A 19,955-nucleotide genomic window follows, 5' to 3' on the forward strand; every position below is an offset into this window, starting at 1 on the left:
GTCTTTCTCCTCCAGTTCCTTTCCGCTTTACATCGTTTCCTGTACACTAACGATATGACATCTTTATTGTAAAAAGAGACAACATAAAACACGATCCCTAAAAGTGGGGATTTTTGAGGAGGAGATCATGTGACCAATCCAGCCACTCATTTTCAGCAACTGAGACAACACATTCGGGACGAGCTTGCTGCCGTCCTTGATTTTGATGCCGCCTGTATCACGACCATTGATCCAGCCACTCTCCTCTCGACAGGGTCCTTCACAGATGAACCGATTGAAGACATTCATGACCAACTGTTTCAAAATGAGTTCTTAAAAAAGGACGTACATCAGCATGAGTCTCTAGCCAAAGGCCCCGTTCATGCTGCGAGCCTAGTCCAAAGCGGAGAATACCTTAGCAGTGAGCGCTACCAAGACATTTTGTTACCTAAAGGATGGTCTGATGAATTGCGGGCAGCTCTTGTGATTCAAGGAGAATGCTGGGGCATTGCCAGCCTCTATCGTCTAAAGAACAAGGAACCTTTTCAAGAACAAGATATTCGAGCGGTCATCGAACAAACGCCTAGACTCGCAGCCAAGCTGAGAGATGAACTTTTCAGGAAAAGAGATACCGAAGAGGACGCGGCGGCGGAGCAGCAAGGCTTCCTCATTCTCTCGCACGATTACAACCTTCTTTATGGAAATGAGACGGGTCTTCATTGGCTTCAGACGTTTCAAGCCTTTGAACAAATCCATGACAGGGCGGTTATGCCGCGCCCGTTTAGAGCATTAGGGGCAAAACTTTTATACGGCGGCATCGACCAAACAGCGGCAAGCATGACGAGATTGCCTACGGGGCTGTTCCTCTCGCTTCAAGCATTTCGATTAGCGCAGGCAGCCGGTCAGGAAGAGGCTGTCATGATTCACATCAAGAGAGCCCAAACCAATGATATTCTTCCTTATGCGGCAAAAACGTACAAGCTGACAGAAAGAGAGATGAACGTCCTCGACTGCTTATTAAAAGGACAGTCTACAAAGGAAATTGCCAGCACTTTATTTATTTCAACCCATACCGTCCATGATCATGTGAAGGCGATGCTACAAAAGACAAATTTGAGCAGCAGACGGATGCTTGTTTACTTTTTCTCTCACATATAAAAAAGCGGCTACCTCACTGGTAGACCGCTTTTTCGTTTATTTCCCTAAAACTAACTCATGCAGGACATGTGCAACGCCGGCTTCATTATTGGACTTTGTCACAACATCCGCTACTGCTTTGACATCATCAATGGCATTTCCCATGGCAACACCACAGCCCGCAAATTCCAGCATCGATACGTCGTTCCCATTGTCACCAATGGCCATGACCTCTTCACGAGCAATCCCCAGCTCTTTCGCTAGAAGCTTCACGGCATTCCCTTTGCTGACTTCAGGATGCAGGATTTCAAGGAAGAAATCTGTACTTTTCACCATCATGTACTTGTCTTTTACTTCAGATGGAATGGCTTGTATCGTCTTTTCCAACCGTTCTGGCTGATCAATATACATCATCTTCGGCAGTCTCATTGAAGGGTCTGCCTCTTCAACAGGTAAATATTTAAGCGGCAGCTTTGTTAAATAAGATTCAAGTACTGTGTACTCACTAATATCACGATTCGGTGTGTACAAATGAGCGGAATCGAAATAATGCATCGGTGTATCGAGCTCACGGCTCAGCTTATATAAAGAAGTTAAATCCTCATAGGATAACGTCAGTTCTGACACCACTTCATTTGTGTGACTGTTTTGGACGAGCGCCCCATTATAGGCAATCACATAATCTCCCTCTTGATTGAGCTGGAGATCATCTAAATAGCGATTCACTCCGCCAATAGGCCGTCCTGTACATAACACAATTTTAACGCCCTCTGCTTTCGCCTGTTGAATGGCTTCAAACACCTCATCCGGCACCATATGTTGATCATTTAATAACGTACCATCCATATCAATTGCAACTAATTTATACATTCACTGGTCCCCTTTTCTCAGCAAAAAACGTGCTGCACTATTTTGAGCCATCATCTATATGATGACAGGTTATATCATTACTATTTACCTATTTTAGCCTATCGTTTTTTCATCACGCTGTCTACTTGTTCTCACTGTAACAAAATTGTCATATGCCTTCTCTATTATATCGTATTCTATTCATCCTGCTTTAAATAGAGTTTCTACCCTTTTCCAACAGGGAAATGAAGACAAATGTTCACCACTGAATATTTTGAAACTAGCAAATCTAATTGTATGATGGATAGCAAAGAAAGGAGGTGCAGGGAATGCTTACGTTTACTAGAGGTAAATTGTCAAAAATGTCTGGTGTGCATATTGAAACCATTCGTTTTTATGAAAATGAGGGTGTGCTCCCCGAACCAAAGAGAGCACATAACGGCTATCGTTTATATGATAAAAAATATGTACTCATGCTATCCTTTATCACAGAAGCAAGAAAGCTAGATTTCTCACTAAAAGAAATTCGTGAAATTATTAAATCGCTATTTGAAAAACAATCAAAGACAGAAGCTGAACAGCTGCTCGAACAAAAAGTTGAGGATATTCAACACTCCATTCAAGAGTTAAAGAAGAGGAAAGCTGCCATTCAATTATTAACAAAACAAACATTAGCGAACATCAGCTAATTGTAAGGGTTGCCAAAGATGTGCCAGTGTTTGCCACTGGCGCCCCTCTACGCCCAGGTCTCAAGTGCGCGTACGATTCAAACATCAGTTATACTAGAGACAGCTTTACTTGATATCAAACGAGTGGAAGGGGTTTTGAATAGAATGAACATTGCAACCATTGGAACAGGTGTGATTGTGGAAAGCTTCTTGCAAGCGATTGAACAGCTTCATGGCGCTTCTTGTCATGCCGTCTATTCAAGAAAGGAAGCAACGGCAAAGAAGCTCGCAGACCAATTTGGTGTAAAAACGACTTATACGGATTTAATGGCTATGCTAGAAGATCCAAACATTGACGCTGTTTATATTGCATCACCGAATCGATTACATAGCGAGCATGCCACGGCTGCATTAAGAAACGGAAAACATGTGATTTGCGAAAAGCCTTTCACCTCTAATGTCAAAGAGCTGGAAGCCTTAATCGCACTCGCAAAGGAAAAGCAGCTTCTCCTATTTGAAGCCATTACGACCGTTCATATGCCAAACTATCATTTAATCAAAAAACACCTTCATCAATTAGGTAAAATCAAACTGGTTCAATGCAACTATAGTCAATATTCAAGCAAATACAATCAGCTGCTAGCCGGCGAAACGCCAAATGTCTTTAACCCTGAATTCTCAGGAGGAGCGTTGATGGATATTAATATCTATAATGTCCATTTCATCATGAATCTCTTCGGATCACCGGAACAGATCCGCTACCAGGCAAACCGTCATCCCAATGGCATCGATACATCTGGTGTTTTGACTTTCACCTACAATGATTTCATTGCGACAAGTGTCGGCAGTAAGGATACAAGCAGCATGAATTTTGCATTGATTCAAGGAGAAAAGGGCTTCATTCATGTGAAAAATGGGGCGAATGGCTGTGAGGAAGTGCTGCTTCATGTGAATGACCAGGTGATCTCACTTAATGCACAAACAAATTCAAACCGCCTGTTTTATGAAGCAGAGGCTTTTCAGCACATCATTGAAACAAATAATCATGAACAGTGCTATGCATGGCTTGATGAGAGTCTTTCTGTGATGAAAGTCCTTGATGCTGCAAGAAATGATGCAGGTATTGTTTTCCCAGCAGATCAATTTTAATGATAAAAACCGCCTTCTACACGAGAGGGCGGTTTCTGACAATTAAATACTCTTTGAATACGCCACAAGACGCTGAGACATGTGATTCACTTCATCGACTGCAGCATTTACTTGCTCTGTTAAAGCAGCCTGTGTTTGCGTAAGAGCTGTCATATTCGAGATATTTTCAAGAATTTCATCAATTTGCGTTTTCATTTCCGTCAAACTAGATTCGATATTCTCCGTTGCATTGGCACTATGAAGCGCCAGCTTACGCACTTCATCTGCAACGACCGAGAATCCTCGTCCCTGCTCACCAGCTCTGGCCGCTTCAATCGCAGCATTTAGACCAAGCAGGTTCGTTTGGTTCGCTACTTCTTTAATCAAGTCAGAAATATTTTTCGTCTCATCTGCACTATTTTTTGCTAAGTGTGCGGCAGACGTTGACTGCTCTTGAGCGACAGCCAGCTCCTGCGCTTGATTTGTCACAGAGCTAATGCCTGATACCATTTCGCTGATTGAACTTGAAAGCTGTTCTACTTGTGAAGCCATTTCATCGGCTGTTTTCTCTTTGTTTTTTTCTAACGTGATGTCTCGAATGGTTCCTGCCACACGAAGAGGTACACCTTTTTCATCCCGAATGGTTTCACCACCAGCATGATACCAGCGATACTCGCCATTTTTACTCTGCAATCTGTAATCAATATCAAATGGTGTGCGTCCAGAGTGATCATTTAAATGATCTGCAAAGGCTTGGAGAGCTTTTTCTTGATCCTCAGGATGCAGGCGGTCGCTCCAGCTGCTTAATACGTTCGGGAAATCCTTTTCGTCCGTAAAACCAAGCGTTTTTCTGAACTGCGGGGACCACCAGAACTCATTGTATGGATTGACTGGATCGCCGGCCTCTACGACCATGTCCCAAGGAGCTTCCACAAGCGCACGGTTGATCAAATCATATCTCGTCACGAATGCTTGCAGTTCTTCTTCTTTCAATTTCTGATCATGAATATCAAAAAGAGCTCCCGCCACACGAAGAGGGACACCATTTCGATCACGAATGGTCGTGCCAGTTGCTTTGAACCAGCGATAATCTCCGTTTTTCAACTTCAAGCGATATTCGATATCATATGGTGTACGTCCCGAATGATCCGATAAATGCGAAGAGAATGCATTTAAGGTATATTCTTGTTCATCCGGATGAATTCGAGATGCCCAGCTGTCTAAAACGTTCGGAAAATCGTGCTCGTTTTGAAAGCCGATCATTTTGCGGAAATCATCCGTCCATGTGAATTCATTTTTTGGATTGACCGGATCTCCAGCGATCACGACCATATCCCATAAACCAACTTGAATGGCTTTTGTCACTAAATTCATACGCATTTGAATATCTTCATTAACTTCCTGCATCTTTTGCAAAGCTTCATTTATTTGGGCTACTGCTTCAATCGTTTGACTTGAAGAGAATGCAGCAGTATCTATTCTTGCTGAAAGGTCTCCCTTCTCAATTCGTTCTACTAATCGACTGCTCTCATTTAAAAGGGTTCCCGACGATGAATCATTTGCTTTTCTCATAAACATCTTTCATAACTCCTTTCATTTCTTCATGCTTTTTTGAAATATTTTACAGTTATAAACAATTCTTTATTAGGACTTTAGTAATACAGTTGATATATCGACAAAAACTGAAAATTGTTTATGTCAGAATGAAGGCAAATGTTCATTTTTTCACGAAGTTTCAGATTTTGGGGATGGGTCATAGAAAGGACTTATGGAAGAAAACGGCTCATTTGATAGAATCAACCGACTTTTTTGTCTGAAAAATCTCTTTTTTTATATTGACACTGACGTCCCGAAAAAAGAAAATGGAACATAAGCATTTTTAAAAAAGGAGAACGTCATGAGCGCGAATCAGGAACAACAAGAATTAAAAAAGCTTTTATCACCGCGTCACATTCGCATGATTGCATTGGGCGGGGTCATTGGTACAGGAATCTTTAAAGGAAGTGCCGATACAATCGGTTTAGCAGGTCCTGGGGTCATCTTTTCCTATGTATTTGCCGGATTATTATTGCTCATCGTGATGGCAGCCTTAGCTGAAATGGCGATTGTCTATCCAGGAAATAACCTTCGCGACCTGATACAGATTGCGCTTGGTCAACGTTTTTCATTTGTCGTCGGCTGGGTTTACTGTTTCATGTGGCTCACTGTGTGTGTCATCGAGATTATTGCGGCAGGCAGCCTGCTTCAATACTGGTTACCGAACGTGCCGCTATGGGCACTATGTTTACTCTGCTCACTCTTAGTCATTGGAATTAACTTAAATAATGTAAAATACTTTGGTGAAATTGAGTTTTGGTTCGCTGGAATGAAGATTTTCGTTATTATTGTGTTTATTATTCTTGGTGCAGCCCTATTATTTGGGATCATTCCGAACGAACAAAGCACATCTGCACTCACCAACTATCAAAACTTCGTCCCGAACGGATGGGGTGCGATCTTTGCCTCTTTATTAGTTGTTATTTTCTCTTACGGGGGCTCTGAATTGATCGGGCTGACTATTACAGAAACAAAGGATGCCGAAAAGGTCTTGCCTGGTGTTGTTAAAAGTATGATGTGGCGTATTATCTTATTTTACACTTTGCCGATTTTGATCATCTGTGGACTCATTCCTTGGAATCAAATTGATCCAAATAACAGCCCATTTGTTCAAGTCTTTTCAGCAGCCGGTATGCAAGGCGCCTCTCACTTCATTAATTTCGTATTGATTACAGCCGTTCTATCGGCGGCCAATTCTGGCATTTATGGCACGACGAGAATGATGCATTCTCTCTCTAAATCAGATGGCGGTCCGAAAAAACTGGCACAGGTCAATAAAAGAGGCGTACCCATTTTGAGTTTATGGGTGACCGTTCTGTTTCTTCTCATCGGGACATTCTTTGCTTACTTATACCCAGAGCAAATTTTCAGTTATATGCTAGCCATTCCTGGTTTTGCTGTTTCACTCATTTGGATTAGCATTTGCATGGCACATCTGAAACTTCGCCCAAAATATCCACAGGAGCCTTATTTTAAGGTGTGGCTGTTTCCGTATTTGACTTTATTTGCAGGTCTTGTACTAAGTGTGAGTTTTGTGATGTTTCTATTCAGACAAGAAAACTTGCCTAGCTCGATTATCAGCATCGGTTTCTTAGTCGCAGCCATCATCGCTTCATTCTTAATGAAAAAGAAGGCTTAAACGCTAAAACCCGCCAATGAGGCGGGTTTTTTCATGAGCTGCTGTCTTCTGTCACTTCAAAATCAACTGACGCTTTCGGGATGCCGTTGATGATGATTGTTAATGTATGGGTTCCTTCATAGTGTTTTCTTGTCGTCATATTTTGAAAAGACTGTGACCTGACGAATTCTCTATGTAACGTTGCGTCTGTTTCAAACTCTGTGATTTTAAATACCTTTTGATTGCGGGTCCCCCGAGCTTTGACGTAGTCTATGGCATACTCTACACGCAGCTTTAGCGGCTTATCGGCTTGTAGGGTAAAATGAAATGTCATTTTCTCACCGATCCGAATAGGATTTTGTATGATCTTCAAATCCGTTACCTGAACGGATGGATCGTCCCCATAGCCAAATAACGCCATAATATCTGGATCTCCTTTTTTGAGTAAGGTACGAGATGCATGTTTGACAATCCAGTTCGTATGTTTGTTGGTTCCATACCAGCTTTGAACCGTCTGTTTCATCATATCTGGCTGAATTGCAGAAATATCATTTAAATGATTCGCTACACTTTTTTGCACATACCGCGACGGGTCTGCCTTCAAGTTTTCCAAAATGGGCAGCGTGACCGAAGGATTCTTTTTAAGCGAAGGGACAGATAAGCCCCATGGCAGACGCGGTCTGCAGCCTTCACTAGCCAGCCTCCGCAAATGCTCATCTTGATCCTGAGACCATACGAGCATTTGCGCCAGCATTTTGTCCTGATCTTGAATCAGAAATGGCCGAACGGCAAATTCAGAAGTGGAAAAGGGTGTGAAGAATTCGAGCGCCTTGATCGAGAGGTCCCAGTGTGCAAGGCCGTACGTCTCGACGTAGTCTGGAAATACAAGCGCACTAAGTCCTGAAAAATGCGGGGCTGCCTGACGCAGTACCTCAATTGCCTGCTCATAATCCTCTGGTAGACAGGCATGCATCGATTCAGTGACTCGTCTCATCCGTCCTTTTAACTCAAGCTGCTGCCAATCCTCTTGAAATACGAGCCGCTGGAATGGCTCAGCATCAAATACAGTTGAAGCCTGCGTAAGTTTCTCCGCTAATTCTTGGATAAATAATTCATTGTACACATGTTTTAATGGTTCGATCGTGTCCACCTCCCACATTTCAATATCATTATTTTACCCCAATCTGAAGAAAGTGGTATTAAAAACAGCCCAATTCCAAAGAACTAGGCTGTTGTTCGCTATATAAACATATTAATGATCATAATAAATGCAATGGCACTAACGGAAATGATCGTCTCCATAGCCGTCCATGTCAAAAACGTCTCTTTAATGGTCATACCAAAATACTCCTTGATCAGCCAAAAACCAGAATCATTGACGTGAGATAAAATTAACGAACCCGCTCCTGTTGCTAACACAAGCAGCTCCCTGCTCACATCCGGCATAGTTGCAGCAATTGGTGCTACAATACCTGCTGCCGTCATCATGGATACCGTCGCAGATCCTGTTGCCACACGAATCACTGCAGCAATCAGCCAGCTAAGCAAAATCGGTGAAATCGGCGAGTGTTTGGCTAAATCTGCAATATAATCACCAACACCCGAATCAATGAGCACATTGTTGAAAGCTCCGCCTGCTCCAATAACAAGCAAAATGGAAGCGATCGGACCTAAGCACTCATTGCTAAAGGAAAGCACCCGGTCACGGCTCATTCCTTGCATAAAGCCAAGACTGAAGAAAGAATAAACCGTTGCAATCAGCAATGCTGTTATCGGATCTCCGATGTACTTGAATACCTGAAACCACATATTGTCCTCTGGTAAGATAATGTCCGCCAATGTGGCAAGAAGCATCAGAATCACCGGCACCAATATGGTAAACATCGTATTCACAAAGCCGGGGAGCCTTCGATCTTCATTGCGTTCAGTGAATTGCTTTCTCAGCATCTCCGGAACGGGTTTATGTATACGTTTTCCAATCCACTTACCATATAGCGGTCCAGCAATAATCGCTGTCGGCAATCCCACAATAATAGAGAAGAAAATGGTTTTCCCCACGTTGGCATGATAGATGCCAACGGCTGCCATTGCCGCTGGATGAGGCGGGACTAGCCCATGCACGACAGACAGGCCAGCGATTAACGAGATCCCAATGGTCACAAGCGAGATGCCTGTTTCAATGGCAATTGTAAAAAGTAAAGGAATGAGAAGAACGAAACCGACCTGGAAAAAGACAGGTATCCCCACGATAAAAGCAACAAACATCATTGCCCAATGCACATTTTTCGTCCCAAACTGCCCGATTAGAGTTTGCGCTATTCGCTCTGCTCCCCCTGATTCAGCCATCATTTTCCCAAGCATGGTACCAAGCGCTAGAACAATAGCCAGCAATGATAACGTATTGCCTAATCCCGTTTTAATCGATTGAATGATTTCCTGCAAATCCATCCCCGTCGCAAAGCCTACTAGCATCGAAGTAATAATTAAGCTCACAAACGGATTCAACTTAGCGACTGTAATGAGAATGAGTAAAAGGACAATCGCCGCAATCACAATGAATAAAAGCATGTTCTCCCACCTTTTCCCTGATGTTTAACGATTTTGTTTTAATTGCAGCGCACTAATGACATCAAATTCATCCTTCAGTTTGTCGTAGAGGCGCTCATATAAATAAAACAACTCTATGTAAGTTTCATTGTTTTTCATATTAGGTTCATGACGAGCAGAGATTCGAATCCACTCTTGAACCTCTTCTATCTCTTCCATATGACCTAAACTATAAAGTGCAAGGACAGCAGCCCCCAGTGCTGACGCCTCGTAGCTTTCTGGAACAAGCACTTCTCTACCCATCGTATCCGCTAAAATTTGCCGCCACAGCGGAGATCGTGCAAATCCGCCCGAAGCTCTGACATCCTTTGCTGAACCGGTTAAATCTCTTAAGGCAACACCGATCGAGAAAACACTCATAATGACGCCTTCTAACACAGCTCTAATAAAATGCTCCCGCTTATGCTGAAGACCGATTCCAAAGAAGGTGCCTCTCGCATTTGGATTCCAATAAGGTGCCCGCTCACCTGATAAAAATGGCAGAAACAGCAGACCCTCAGAACCAGCTGGAACCTTTTCCGCGATGTCCATCATCAGATCGTAAGGGTCCACACCTAGACGCTTTGCTACCTCCACCTCTGATGACCCGAATTCATCCTTCAGCCATCTCAGCATGATCCCGCCATTATTGGTCGGTCCTCCTACAACCCAATGCTTATCTGTCAGGGCATAGCAGAACGTTCTTGATTGCTCATCTGTAATTGGTTTGTCTACAACCGTACGGACAGCACCGCTTGTCCCAATCGTAACAGCCACCTCTCCTTTGCCAATCGCGCCCACACCTAAATTCGCTAGAACGCCATCATTCGCACCAATGACAAATGGTGTATCTTCTTTAATGCCCATGCGCAGTGCAATCTCTGGCTGAAGTCCTTTCAGTTGATATGTCGTTGGGACAAGTTCAGATAGTTGACAGGCTTCAATTCCAGCAATACGAAGCGCCTTCTCATCCCATCGAAGCGTTTCCAATTGGAACAGTCCCGTTGCTGAAGCGATTGAATAATCGACGACATACTGACCGAAAAAATGATAAAGAATATATTCTTTGATCGAAATAAATTTTGCTGCCTTCTTAAAGACATGTGGTGCCATTTCTTTCATCCAACGTATTTTTGAAAGCGGTGACATTGGATGAATCGGAGTACCTGTCCTTTTATAAATGTGGAAGCCATCCATATCTGATTTAATTCGTTTCGCTTGTTCTGCACTTCTGTTATCTGCCCAAATGATACTGTTCGTTAGCGTCTTTCCATCCTGATCCATCACAATTAAGGAATGCATCGCTGTACTGATCCCGATGCCTATAAGATTTTCTTCATCAAATGCTGCTTCCGTCAATGCACCTCTTACACTCGCAATGACGGCTTCTAATATCTTCTCAGGGTCCTGCTCAACCCATGCTGGCTGGGGCTGAATGAGCTCGTAAGGAACTGAATGCTTCGATAATACCTTCCCCTGAGGTCCAAACAGAACCGCCTTTGTACTTGTTGTTCCTATATCCAAACCAATTACCGCCTGGTTCCCCTTCATCTGTATCACGCCCAATCATTGATTTGAAGTCACATATGTAGTTTTTGAATGCCTGCTAAATCCCATTATAAAAATAATTTTTTCGACATTCAACGACCGAAAAGAAAATTATTTTCAATAAAAAGCTCACAATCGTTACCACATCAGCATTTTTCATTATCAGAAAAATTTATTTTTGGAATCATTACACCCTTTTTTGTGAAATGGTTTCTCGCATTTGTTTTAAATTCGTTATTGTTTCCTGCTGCCTTAAATGAGCAAGTGCAAAATATAGAACGTCAATGACCGTCAGCTGAGCAAGTCTTGCGGACATTGCTTCTGTTCGAAAAGCCGTTTCTTGCGTTGCTGTATACAACGTGACATCTGCAAGCTGGCTCAATGGAGAGCGCTGATAGCTTGTAATGCCAATGGTTTTGGCTCCTTTTTCCTTTGCAGTTTTCATCGCATCAAGCAAATCTTTATTACGTCCAGAATGAGAAATACCGATCACTGTACTGTGCCGGTCAAGAAGACCAGCAGACATCGCTTGAAAGTGAGAATCTGTGTGAACAATACAGTTGATGCCTGTCCTCATAAATTTATGAAAAGCGTCAGTCGCAATGAGGCCAGACCCACCACTCCCATAAAACTCTAAGCGTTTTGCTTCATGAATGATTTGGATAGCCTTTTCTACATCCCCTGGATTCAATAATTGAAAGCTATCCTTTAATGCAGATATATTCGTCTGAAAAACCTTTTGCATAAAAACAGCCATATCATCATCAAGACTCATTTCTTCATCTACATAATTAGGCTTTGTTTGGTCTATTTCCTGGGCAATAGCAATCTTCAAATCTTGAAAGCCCTCAAATCCAAGCCTTTTACAAAGACGAAAAATCGTTGCCTCTGAGCTTGCGGTCTTTTTCGCAAGTTCCACGATAGACAAATGGATGATGTCGCGGGGCTCACTCGTAATATGCTCTGCAATTGCTTTCAGCTTTGGCGGCAACCCTCTGCTTGCTGCTCGTATTTTTTCAATACTACTTAAACTAACAGAAGCCAATTGACTTCACTCCTCCCTTATTCATGTGAACGCATACATTTCCTCATGTTCCCATCTTATAAAAAAGAAGCCTGTTTGCACAGACTTCTTTTTTAAGCGTTCATTGTTTTGATCAATAAATCAAAGAAAGCGTCAGCATTTACATCCGTACACACTTGAACGTTGCGCTCTTTCTCCCATTGATGCTGAAAATCACAGATCATCTGTCCATCACAAAACTCACTCTTCGTCTCGACATCCACATGAAAGGCCTGTGTGCTCACGAGCTGCTTGTCAATGGCAAGACTGACAGCAAGCGGATCATGCATGGCACACGCCCATACACCATTCCGCTCAAAATAGCGCTGACGGTAAATGCTTGTGCTCTCTCTAATATAATGGGCTACTGTTTCATTCTGAATCGCATCGATTCTTTCATCCGTAAGCAAGACCTGTCTCGTGACATCTAATCCCACTTGAGTTAATGTAGGGAACCCTGCATTCAGCACTAACTTTGCCGCTTCTGGGTCTGCATATGTATTAAATTCCGCAACCGGCGTGACATTCCCCTGTCCTTCAACGACACCACCCATAAAAATGACTTCTTTCACGTGATGAATCAGCTCAGGACATTTTTTCACTGCAAGGGCTAAATTCGTTAAAGGTCCTGTCAACACAAGCGTAACCTGCTTCGAATACTGCATCACCCGGTCGATGATAAAATCAGGCGCAAAACCAGCATCTGCTTTTTTCATAGGCTGAGCATCCTTTAAAGCACCGCCAATCCCATCCTCTCCGTGCACCCGATGTTCATAATGGGGCGCTCTTAAAAGAGGCGTTGCTGCACCTTTGATGACAGGAATATCATCTGCCTCAACCAGCTCAAGCACTTTACACGTATTCAATGTAGCCGCATCGACAGACACATTCCCACACACCGTTGTAATCCCCAACATATCAAACCGATTACTTTTCACTGCCAGCAATATCCCGATGGCATCATCTATTCCAGTGTCTACGTCCAAGATCAATTTCTTTTTATTTGCCATGGTTGAAATCTCTCCCTTATTTGAAAGTGTTGTTAGGGGAATGATAGCATATTATTTTTGAAATTGATTTAGGGAATCAATCGGCTTTGTCGACTTGTTATTTCTCTTTTTCTCCAATGTCTTTCAGATATTGTTCGCGTTCTTTTTTAGAAAGACTATTTAGAAAATCTTCTTTTACTTGAGGTTCAAAGTCATCCCAGTTCTCAAAGCGGTCTGATAAATCGGGGGAATGACTCATCGAACCGATTTCTTTTGTTCTATACTTTAATGAAGCGGAGAACTCGTACTTTTCTGGCTCACCATTTATATATCCTCTAATTACGATGTAGCCCATTGGATTAATAGTCACCCTCTTCTTAAACGTTATGGTCTTAATAAATTGATGGATGTCTTCTTTGCGTAAAAATTCTTCTATTTTAGGCTTCATTTTTTCTGCGAGCTCTTCTGCTTTTTCTTGATCGCTCTTTTCTTTTACCACATCATTTGATTTACTTTGCTTATTGTGCTGAGTGATTAACGAAGTCACTGAGACAATGATGATAACGACCAAAACAGATACAAGTTTTATTGTGTTTTTCATGTCTACCGTTGCCTCCTTCTTAATAATGAAAAATAAAAAACAGGTAGGTGATTACCTGTTTTATTATTTTTCTCCAATATCCTTAAGATACTGTTCTCGTTCCTTTTCAGAGAGTCGTTTAAGATAGTTTTCCTTTAATTCTGGTTCATCCTTAAATTTATCCCAATCTTTAAAACGATATGACAACTCAGGATCATAACTCATTGAACCTATTTTTTTAGCTCTATATTGTAAAGAAGCTGAAAATCCGTACTTCTCCGGTTCATTATTTATATAGCCATCGATTATAATATCCCCCATAGGATTGATGGTCACGTCTTTTTCAAACGTTATGGTTTTAATAAAGTGATGAATGTCTCTTTTATGTAAATGCTCTTCTATCTTAGGCTTCATCTTCTCTGCGAGTTCTTCTGCTTTTTCTTCATCGCTCTTCTCTTCCACTACATCATCCGACAAACTCTGATTAATGTACTCTACAATGAAAGCAGTTACTGAGATGATGACGACCACAATTAATATAGAAAATTTCATTGTATTTCTCATAAAAAATAAAAACTCCTTTATGAACCTTTAATCAATCTACCAATGAAATTGACACAAATAAAAACAGGTAGGTGAGTACCTGCTTTACTCTTTTTCTCCAATGTCCTTTAGATATTGCTCCCGTTCTTTTTCAGAGAGTCTATTAAGGTAGTTTTCTTTTATCTCAGGCTCATCTTTATATTTATTCCAGTCTTTAAAACGATATGACAACTCTGGGGAAAAGCTCATAGAACCAATTTCGTTAGATTTATGCATTAAGGATGCTGAGAAATAAAATTTTTCAGGATCATCATTTATATAACCATCAACTGTTACATATCCCATTGGACTAATGGATACCTTTTTTTTGAATGTTATTTTTTCTATAAAATGATGGATATCTTTTTTATGTAATCTTTCTTCTATTTTTGGTTTCATTTTCTCTGCGAACTCTTCTGCTTTTTCTTGATCACTTTTCTCTTTCACAACAGTTTCCCCTCCTGAATCATTCGATTTATCTTTCTTATCTTGTTGGATAATAAGAGAAACTATTAGAATAATAACGATAGTAAATAATATAATCACAACTTTGATTGTGTTTTTCATTAGATAAATCCACCTTTGTTAATCTAGAGGATTTTAATCCTCTTTTTATAGATATCTATCATACAATATCATATAATATATAAGATAAATATTACAGGAGTGACAATTTTGTCTAAAACCGTAGCCCAAAACGAACTTTCTGCTAAAGACTATAATCTTATTTCCAATGCAGCTTATAAAATAGATTACTATAGAATTTCTAGTGAAATAGACATTAGTAAAAACAAGACCATGTATGTTATTGATTATAAAGAAACAACTAAAGGTCTTAATGCACTAACTATCGTTTCCGAAGAAGATTTTGATCGCTCCGATGGAGGAAAAGACCTCACCAAAATCAAAAACGCAGTCATCGCCTACCGCGGGTCAGAACCGATTGGCGCTGGCCAATATAAAGATACCATTAAAAAACATGGAAAAAAAGAGTCAGATGATCTTCTTTCTACCATTTTGACGAAGCTGCCTCCTTTTAGTCGGTCGAAGGGTTCACAGGAAGTGACGACTAAGTTGACAACAGGCACAACCGCCTATACAAATGAAATTGTTCAAGATTGGATGGTTTCGGATACAAAGTATCTGATTAAAAATATTCCCTTTGAAAATGGCGCAGAGAATCAAATGGTTCAAGCGGATCGTTATGCGAAAGAAATACATAAGAAAATGCCAAATGCCAAGATGTATGTGACAGGGCATTCACTTGGCGGATCGAATGCGTCCTATGTTCTTGTTAAAAATGATTTTATTAAAGGCGGGGTCACCTTTGAGAATCCGAATATTTACCCCAATCTATCGGATGGCCTCCAAGCCAAAGCATTAAAAGGTGATTACCGCAGTAGATTAACAGAATATATCAATCTCAATGACGGGCTTTCTCTTTTAAATCGACATACGACAGAAATCGGTCGTGTGAAAGTGATGTATGATGCCGCTTTACCTGAAGGCGTCGATTACTCCGAGGATTCCTCCAAAGCCGTCCAATTCATGAAAGATCTCCTCAATCGGGCAATGAGTGTGAATCCTTCACTGGATGCGAATTTATTCCTTGAAGCCCTCGCCGGCAGCCATGGCTTAGATCGGTATGCCTTTTCATCAGATGGCTCCGTTGAAACCATTGATGATATGTTGAAAAAAAACCCTTCTCTCACTGCCGCCATGTTACATCAATTGAGTCAGTCGAATGTTCACCCGCAAAGTGTGGTGGCAATTTTAATCAAGTCGCATGTTCTCATGAACACAGGTCGTAAATTCTCGACATATGCCGAGCACCATATACAGCAAATCATTCGCAAAATCGAGAAACTCGATGACAAAGTGGATCAATCTGTGGAACGGGTACGCTCGAGATACAAACAGATTGTTGGCTTTGGTTCCTATGACCAGCTGACGGCATCAGATGTGGATGCTGTAATTCGCCACTTAAAAACAGAGGGACTTGAGAATGAGTTCTATTCCGTCAAAGAGTATGATACAGCGATTGATAGCGCGATGAATATAAAAAGGTGGCTGGACTCAATATCAGATGATATGAGCCAGCTAGGGAAAGAATACCATGATGCAGATACAGCCCTGGCAAAGAATATGGGCATTTCTTAAGGAGAACGAGGAATGGAATTTTCAAAGAAACAACCAACAGATGCAGACCGTTTCTTGCAACGAATGACAGATACGCATACATCAAGCTCCGTCTTTTCTCAAACAAACTTTCGCACTGAAGACATGACACCAGCAGAGCTGGCTGCTTTGAAAGCAAAGATCAAAGAAGAGCAGAAAACAGCGCTAATCAGAGCCATCCGGCATCAGCTTCAACATGAATTTGCAGAAGACCGCCAAGAAGCGGGAAAAATTTTAGATCTAATTGATGAACTTCAGAACAAAGTGTATAAACATCAAAAGCGCATCCATACGCATATGTCAGGACAAGCCATTGACGCCTTAACAGAGAAAATCGAGCAAAGACTCAAGTTTTACAAACTGAAATAAGATGTTCAATCCGCCATCGACTCGATTGGCATTTAGATGAACCTTCCGTCCGATGAATCTTTTCCTCGTCTCACTCGTATATACTAAAAGAGTGATTGATTTGAAAGGAGATCTGTTTGTGGGATATATTTTGTTGTTTTCGGTTGTGATCGGTCTTGTCTTGACCCTCTTGCTCACACCACTCAAGTTGATCGTTAGAAAGAAAGGGACAGAACAGCAGGTTCCGCTAATGTGGATTGCAGGCCTTGCTTTGCTGTTCATGGTCGGTATTTTTGTTTTCTATTATATGACCAATTTGGATCGTAACCCTTCATCCCTCTGGTTGATTGGACTTGTTGTGACAGCAGCAGGCGCCTTTTTGTCAGTTGGATTGGAGCGTAAGATCAAAGGCGTGCTGTTTCTTATTTTATTACTGCTCGGCGTTTATATGGCGACAGCTTTTCTATTCAATGCGAATGAGAAATTTGATGTCTCCAAAATGGATCAAAAAGTCGAAATCAAAGCGTTTGATGAGACGGAAACACCTGCAAGTGTCCCGCCTCAATTTGCTCGGAACAAAATGAAGAAATCGTTCGGACAGGTTCCGAACACAAGCTACTATGAGCTTGGCAGCCTGCAAATCCAGAAGGTCAACGGTGAGTATGTGTACATCGCCCCAGTGGAATTCTCGGATTTCTTTAAATGGATTCGTTCAGGGAGTACGCCGGGTTACTTTACATTAAGTGCGACCGACTCATCTGCCAATCCAAAGTTTGTGAAAACAGAGATGGTTTACACACCTTCCTCTTATTTCAACAAAGAAATTGAGCGGCATATTCGCCTTCAATACCCTGATTTGATTTTCTACGGCGACACACAGCTGGAAATCAATGATGACGGAAAGCCTTATTACATTCGCACGTATGGCGATTTTATCTCTGCCCGTAACGGCTTTAAAGCTTCCGGTGTGGTCGTTGTTGATGCCAAAACAGGTGCAACGAAGAAATATGCTCTAGATCAAGTACCTGCTTTTATTGATGGGGCTGTTTCACCAGAAGCGGTCAGTCTGCAAAACAGTTATTTCGGAAACTATATTCACGGTTTCTGGAACAGTATGTTTGGAAAATCAGATGTGAAGCTGCCTTCAGATGAAGGAACAGAAGCCAATGTGAGTCCAGTGTTTGATTCAAAAGGAGATATGTACTACTTCACAGATTTCACAAGTCCGAAAGAGGGCGTTGATTCGATGCTTGGATATGCCCTGACAAATGCCCGGACAGGAAAAGCGACTTATTATACCGGAAATCTTGAAGCGTCCTACATGGATTCTCAAGGCGCTCTGCAAATTATCGAGAAACGTTTCATCGAGAAGAAATGGAAAGGCCGCATGCCAATTCTGTATAATTTCTATGGAGAAGCCAGCTGGCTCACGCCGGTTCTCGATTCAAATGGATTCCTGCAAAACTACTTTATCGTGTCTGCAGCCAATCCTGAAATCGCTGCGTACGCTTCTACACCAAACGAAGCACTGAGAGCCTATAAGACAGCTCTGCAAAAAGGCGGCGGTACCGTTAACAGTTCCTCTAAGCAGGAAAAGAAAGAAACGACAGGGAAAGTCAAACGAGTCTACAAAGAAAAGACCGGTGATTATACAACCGTTACCTTCCTGCTAGACGATGGAAAAAGCTACACCATGTCATCTGAAAAAGAACCTCTCGTCATTTATTTAAAAGAAGGCGATCAGGTCACCATGAAATACACAGATACGGGTGAAATCTTCCTTCCAGTTGATGAGATCAACATTAAAGGGTTATAAAAAAGATGCTTCTCCTACTGAGGAGAAGCGTCTTTTCAGATTATTGACAAAGGGCTAAAATGATCTTGATTTTAGCCCTTTGTCTTCTTTTCAGCGTGATAGAAAACCTTTGCAGTCTAGGAAGGGCGAGTACCGGAGCGGAGCGAATTGGACATTCGTGAGCACCGGAGCGAAGACCTGACACCGAATGCGAGGGTTTGTCTACACGCTGAGATGCTTCTCCTACTGAGGAGAAGCGTCTTTTCTCTCTTTCCTTAACAATTCAACAAGCAATTCCTTATTTTTATTTCCCCCTGTCATGGGTGACTCGACATAGGAGAATTTACGTTTGAAATCCATTCCCCTCACAGAAATGACAGCCAATTCACCGCCAATGCTGCCTCGTTGGAGGACATATTTAGATAAAACAGAAAGCCCCATTCCATGAATCACAGCCTCTTTAATCGCTTGATTGCTGCTAAACGTCACAAATGTCCGTGCTTTCAGTCCATTTGATTTCAGGACGTGCTGTAAGTATTCTCCGGTACCTGATCCCTCTTCTCTCGTGATCCATGTTTCGTTTTGCAATTGATCAATCGTGACATCCTTTTTCTTAGCAAAGGGGTGATCTAATGGCGCGACGATATAGAGCTCGTCTTCTAGAAAAGTTTCTACTGTCAGTTCTTTGTCATTCGTCTGTCCTTCGATCAAACCGATGTCGACATGGAATAAGCGGACATGACTGGCGATCGCCTCTGTGTTATCAATGACCACCTCAATGTCCACATGCGGATAGAGCTGATGAAACTCTGCCAATATTTGCGGCAGCACGTACTCTCCAATGGTAAAACTCGCCCCGATTGTCAGCTTCCCTCTTGCCAGATGATGATGCTCATAAATATCCTGCTTCGCCTGTTCATATAAACGAATGATTTGTTTTGATCGATGGTACAGCATATCCCCAGTTGGTGTAACAGTTAATTGCTTTGGCGAACGATTCAGCAGAACGGTCTGGAATTCCTGCTCCAAGTTCTTAATATGAAGACTGACACTTGGTTGAGAAATCCGCAGCTTTTGGGCTGCCTTTGTAAAGTTTTTCTCTTCCACAACTGTCACAAATGTCTTCAGTGCATCGTAATACATCGGTCCCTCTCCTATCAGAAATCTTAATCCAAAACCTTTCATATATATATCTTACTAATTCCTTCCCAGTGCGTAAAGAAGCGCTCAACTGAAAAAAATTTAATAAAAATATTTACTAATTTTTTTAAAGACTCTATACTATAAGGAGATATTTTCTATAGGAGGTGC

At 41.7% G+C, this 19,955-nt stretch carries 18 protein-coding genes; 7 read left to right on the forward strand and 11 right to left on the reverse strand.

Annotated features, from left to right (window positions below):
• Window positions 1-129 precede the first annotated feature (129 nt).
• A complete protein-coding gene (locus NSQ36_RS18390) occupies window positions 130-1,137 on the forward strand; it encodes a LuxR family transcriptional regulator (protein ID WP_212045731.1) in 1,008 nt (335 codons plus the stop codon).
• A gap of 36 nt (window positions 1,138-1,173) precedes the next feature.
• Here NSQ36_RS18390 and yidA read toward each other — a convergent pair whose 3' ends face one another.
• The gene (gene yidA, locus NSQ36_RS18395; protein WP_003215147.1) at window positions 1,174-1,986 is read right to left on the reverse strand and encodes a sugar-phosphatase; all 813 of its coding nucleotides are present in this window, start codon (window positions 1,984-1,986) and stop codon (window positions 1,174-1,176) included.
• A 308-nt stretch (window positions 1,987-2,294) separates the two neighbouring features.
• Between yidA and NSQ36_RS18400 the strand changes: the two genes are divergently transcribed.
• Both NSQ36_RS18400 and NSQ36_RS18405 read left to right on the forward strand, forming a co-directional pair.
• A complete protein-coding gene (locus NSQ36_RS18400; RefSeq protein WP_003215283.1) occupies window positions 2,295-2,654 on the forward strand; it encodes a MerR family transcriptional regulator in 360 nt (119 codons plus the stop codon).
• Window positions 2,655-2,798: 144 nt separating this feature from the next.
• A complete protein-coding gene (locus tag NSQ36_RS18405; RefSeq protein WP_226804475.1) occupies window positions 2,799-3,782 on the forward strand; it encodes a Gfo/Idh/MocA family oxidoreductase in 984 nt (327 codons plus the stop codon).
• Window positions 3,783-3,824: 42 nt separating this feature from the next.
• On the opposite strand, the gene NSQ36_RS18410 is transcribed toward NSQ36_RS18405, so the two are convergent.
• On the reverse strand, window positions 3,825-5,339 hold the full coding sequence (locus tag NSQ36_RS18410; RefSeq protein ID WP_137054160.1) for a PAS domain-containing protein: 1,515 nt from the start codon (window positions 5,337-5,339) through the stop codon (window positions 3,825-3,827).
• A gap of 319 nt (window positions 5,340-5,658) precedes the next feature.
• Here NSQ36_RS18410 and NSQ36_RS18415 point away from each other — a divergent pair, with 319 nt between their 5' ends.
• Entirely contained in the window at window positions 5,659-6,996 is a 1,338-nt protein-coding gene (locus tag NSQ36_RS18415) for an amino acid permease (RefSeq protein ID WP_003215349.1), read from the forward strand.
• A gap of 31 nt (window positions 6,997-7,027) precedes the next feature.
• Here NSQ36_RS18415 and NSQ36_RS18420 read toward each other — a convergent pair whose 3' ends face one another.
• The 8 genes from NSQ36_RS18420 to NSQ36_RS18455 form a co-directional block, all read right to left on the reverse strand.
• Window positions 7,028-8,134 carry a DNA alkylation repair protein gene (locus tag NSQ36_RS18420; RefSeq protein ID WP_339206367.1) on the reverse strand — a complete coding sequence of 369 codons (1,107 nt, stop codon included), beginning with the start codon at window positions 8,132-8,134 and terminating at the stop codon, window positions 7,028-7,030.
• An 80-nt stretch (window positions 8,135-8,214) separates the two neighbouring features.
• Window positions 8,215-9,543: a GntP family permease gene (locus tag NSQ36_RS18425; protein WP_339206370.1), complete on the reverse strand. Its 1,329-nt coding sequence runs from the start codon at window positions 9,541-9,543 to the stop codon at window positions 8,215-8,217.
• Window positions 9,544-9,567: 24 nt separating this feature from the next.
• Entirely contained in the window at window positions 9,568-11,112 is a 1,545-nt protein-coding gene (gene gntK / locus NSQ36_RS18430; protein ID WP_339206372.1) for a gluconokinase, read from the reverse strand.
• Window positions 11,113-11,296: 184 nt separating this feature from the next.
• A complete protein-coding gene (locus NSQ36_RS18435; protein ID WP_061410056.1) occupies window positions 11,297-12,154 on the reverse strand; it encodes a MurR/RpiR family transcriptional regulator in 858 nt (285 codons plus the stop codon).
• A gap of 92 nt (window positions 12,155-12,246) precedes the next feature.
• Complete coding sequence (locus NSQ36_RS18440; RefSeq protein ID WP_339206374.1) at window positions 12,247-13,182, reverse strand: nucleoside hydrolase; 936 nt, start codon at window positions 13,180-13,182, stop codon at window positions 12,247-12,249.
• A 97-nt stretch (window positions 13,183-13,279) separates the two neighbouring features.
• The gene (locus NSQ36_RS18445; RefSeq protein WP_212045736.1) at window positions 13,280-13,762 is read right to left on the reverse strand and encodes a DUF1433 domain-containing protein; all 483 of its coding nucleotides are present in this window, start codon (window positions 13,760-13,762) and stop codon (window positions 13,280-13,282) included.
• Window positions 13,763-13,825: 63 nt separating this feature from the next.
• Entirely contained in the window at window positions 13,826-14,305 is a 480-nt protein-coding gene (locus NSQ36_RS18450) for a DUF1433 domain-containing protein (protein ID WP_212045737.1), read from the reverse strand.
• Between the two features lie 84 nt (window positions 14,306-14,389).
• Entirely contained in the window at window positions 14,390-14,890 is a 501-nt protein-coding gene (locus NSQ36_RS18455) for a DUF1433 domain-containing protein (RefSeq protein WP_212045738.1), read from the reverse strand.
• Window positions 14,891-14,998: 108 nt separating this feature from the next.
• Here NSQ36_RS18455 and NSQ36_RS18460 point away from each other — a divergent pair, with 108 nt between their 5' ends.
• The 3 genes from NSQ36_RS18460 (at window position 14,999) to NSQ36_RS18470 (ending at window position 18,665) form a co-directional block, all read left to right on the forward strand.
• The gene (locus tag NSQ36_RS18460) at window positions 14,999-16,483 is read left to right on the forward strand and encodes a lipase (RefSeq protein WP_339206376.1); all 1,485 of its coding nucleotides are present in this window, start codon (window positions 14,999-15,001) and stop codon (window positions 16,481-16,483) included.
• Window positions 16,484-16,495: 12 nt separating this feature from the next.
• The gene (locus NSQ36_RS18465) at window positions 16,496-16,870 is read left to right on the forward strand and encodes a hypothetical protein (RefSeq protein ID WP_339206378.1); all 375 of its coding nucleotides are present in this window, start codon (window positions 16,496-16,498) and stop codon (window positions 16,868-16,870) included.
• Window positions 16,871-16,988: 118 nt separating this feature from the next.
• Complete coding sequence (locus NSQ36_RS18470; RefSeq protein WP_212045741.1) at window positions 16,989-18,665, forward strand: hypothetical protein; 1,677 nt, start codon at window positions 16,989-16,991, stop codon at window positions 18,663-18,665.
• Window positions 18,666-18,887: 222 nt separating this feature from the next.
• Here the strand turns inward: NSQ36_RS18470 and NSQ36_RS18475 are convergent, their stop codons facing one another.
• Entirely contained in the window at window positions 18,888-19,787 is a 900-nt protein-coding gene (locus NSQ36_RS18475) for a LysR family transcriptional regulator (RefSeq protein WP_003214942.1), read from the reverse strand.
• Window positions 19,788-19,955: the final 168 nt, after the last annotated feature.

The organism is Bacillus sp. FSL W8-1143, assembly GCF_037965155.1.
Lineage (GTDB): Bacteria > Bacillota > Bacilli > Bacillales > Bacillaceae > Bacillus > Bacillus pumilus.

Bases quoted from the DNA above. Each gene is read 5' to 3' on its own strand.
- yidA (WP_003215147.1), bottom strand. From the start codon at position 1,986: ATGTATAAATTAGTTGCAATTGATATGGATGGTACGTTATTAAATGAT.
- NSQ36_RS18400 (WP_003215283.1), top strand. From the start codon at position 2,295: ATGCTTACGTTTACTAGAGGTAAATTGTCAAAAATGTCTGGTGTGCAT.
- NSQ36_RS18405 (WP_226804475.1), top strand. From the start codon at position 2,799: ATGAACATTGCAACCATTGGAACAGGTGTGATTGTGGAAAGCTTCTTG.
- NSQ36_RS18410 (WP_137054160.1), bottom strand. From the start codon at position 5,339: ATGTTTATGAGAAAAGCAAATGATTCATCGTCGGGAACCCTTTTAAAT.
- NSQ36_RS18415 (WP_003215349.1), top strand. From the start codon at position 5,659: ATGAGCGCGAATCAGGAACAACAAGAATTAAAAAAGCTTTTATCACCG.
- NSQ36_RS18420 (WP_339206367.1), bottom strand. From the start codon at position 8,134: ATGTGGGAGGTGGACACGATCGAACCATTAAAACATGTGTACAATGAA.
- NSQ36_RS18425 (WP_339206370.1), bottom strand. From the start codon at position 9,543: ATGCTTTTATTCATTGTGATTGCGGCGATTGTCCTTTTACTCATTCTC.
- gntK (WP_339206372.1), bottom strand. From the start codon at position 11,112: ATGAAGGGGAACCAGGCGGTAATTGGTTTGGATATAGGAACAACAAGT.
- NSQ36_RS18440 (WP_339206374.1), bottom strand. From the start codon at position 13,182: ATGGCAAATAAAAAGAAATTGATCTTGGACGTAGACACTGGAATAGAT.
- NSQ36_RS18445 (WP_212045736.1), bottom strand. From the start codon at position 13,762: ATGAAAAACACAATAAAACTTGTATCTGTTTTGGTCGTTATCATCATT.
- NSQ36_RS18450 (WP_212045737.1), bottom strand. From the start codon at position 14,305: ATGAGAAATACAATGAAATTTTCTATATTAATTGTGGTCGTCATCATC.
- NSQ36_RS18455 (WP_212045738.1), bottom strand. From the start codon at position 14,890: ATGAAAAACACAATCAAAGTTGTGATTATATTATTTACTATCGTTATT.
- NSQ36_RS18465 (WP_339206378.1), top strand. From the start codon at position 16,496: ATGGAATTTTCAAAGAAACAACCAACAGATGCAGACCGTTTCTTGCAA.
- NSQ36_RS18475 (WP_003214942.1), bottom strand. From the start codon at position 19,787: ATGTATTACGATGCACTGAAGACATTTGTGACAGTTGTGGAAGAGAAA.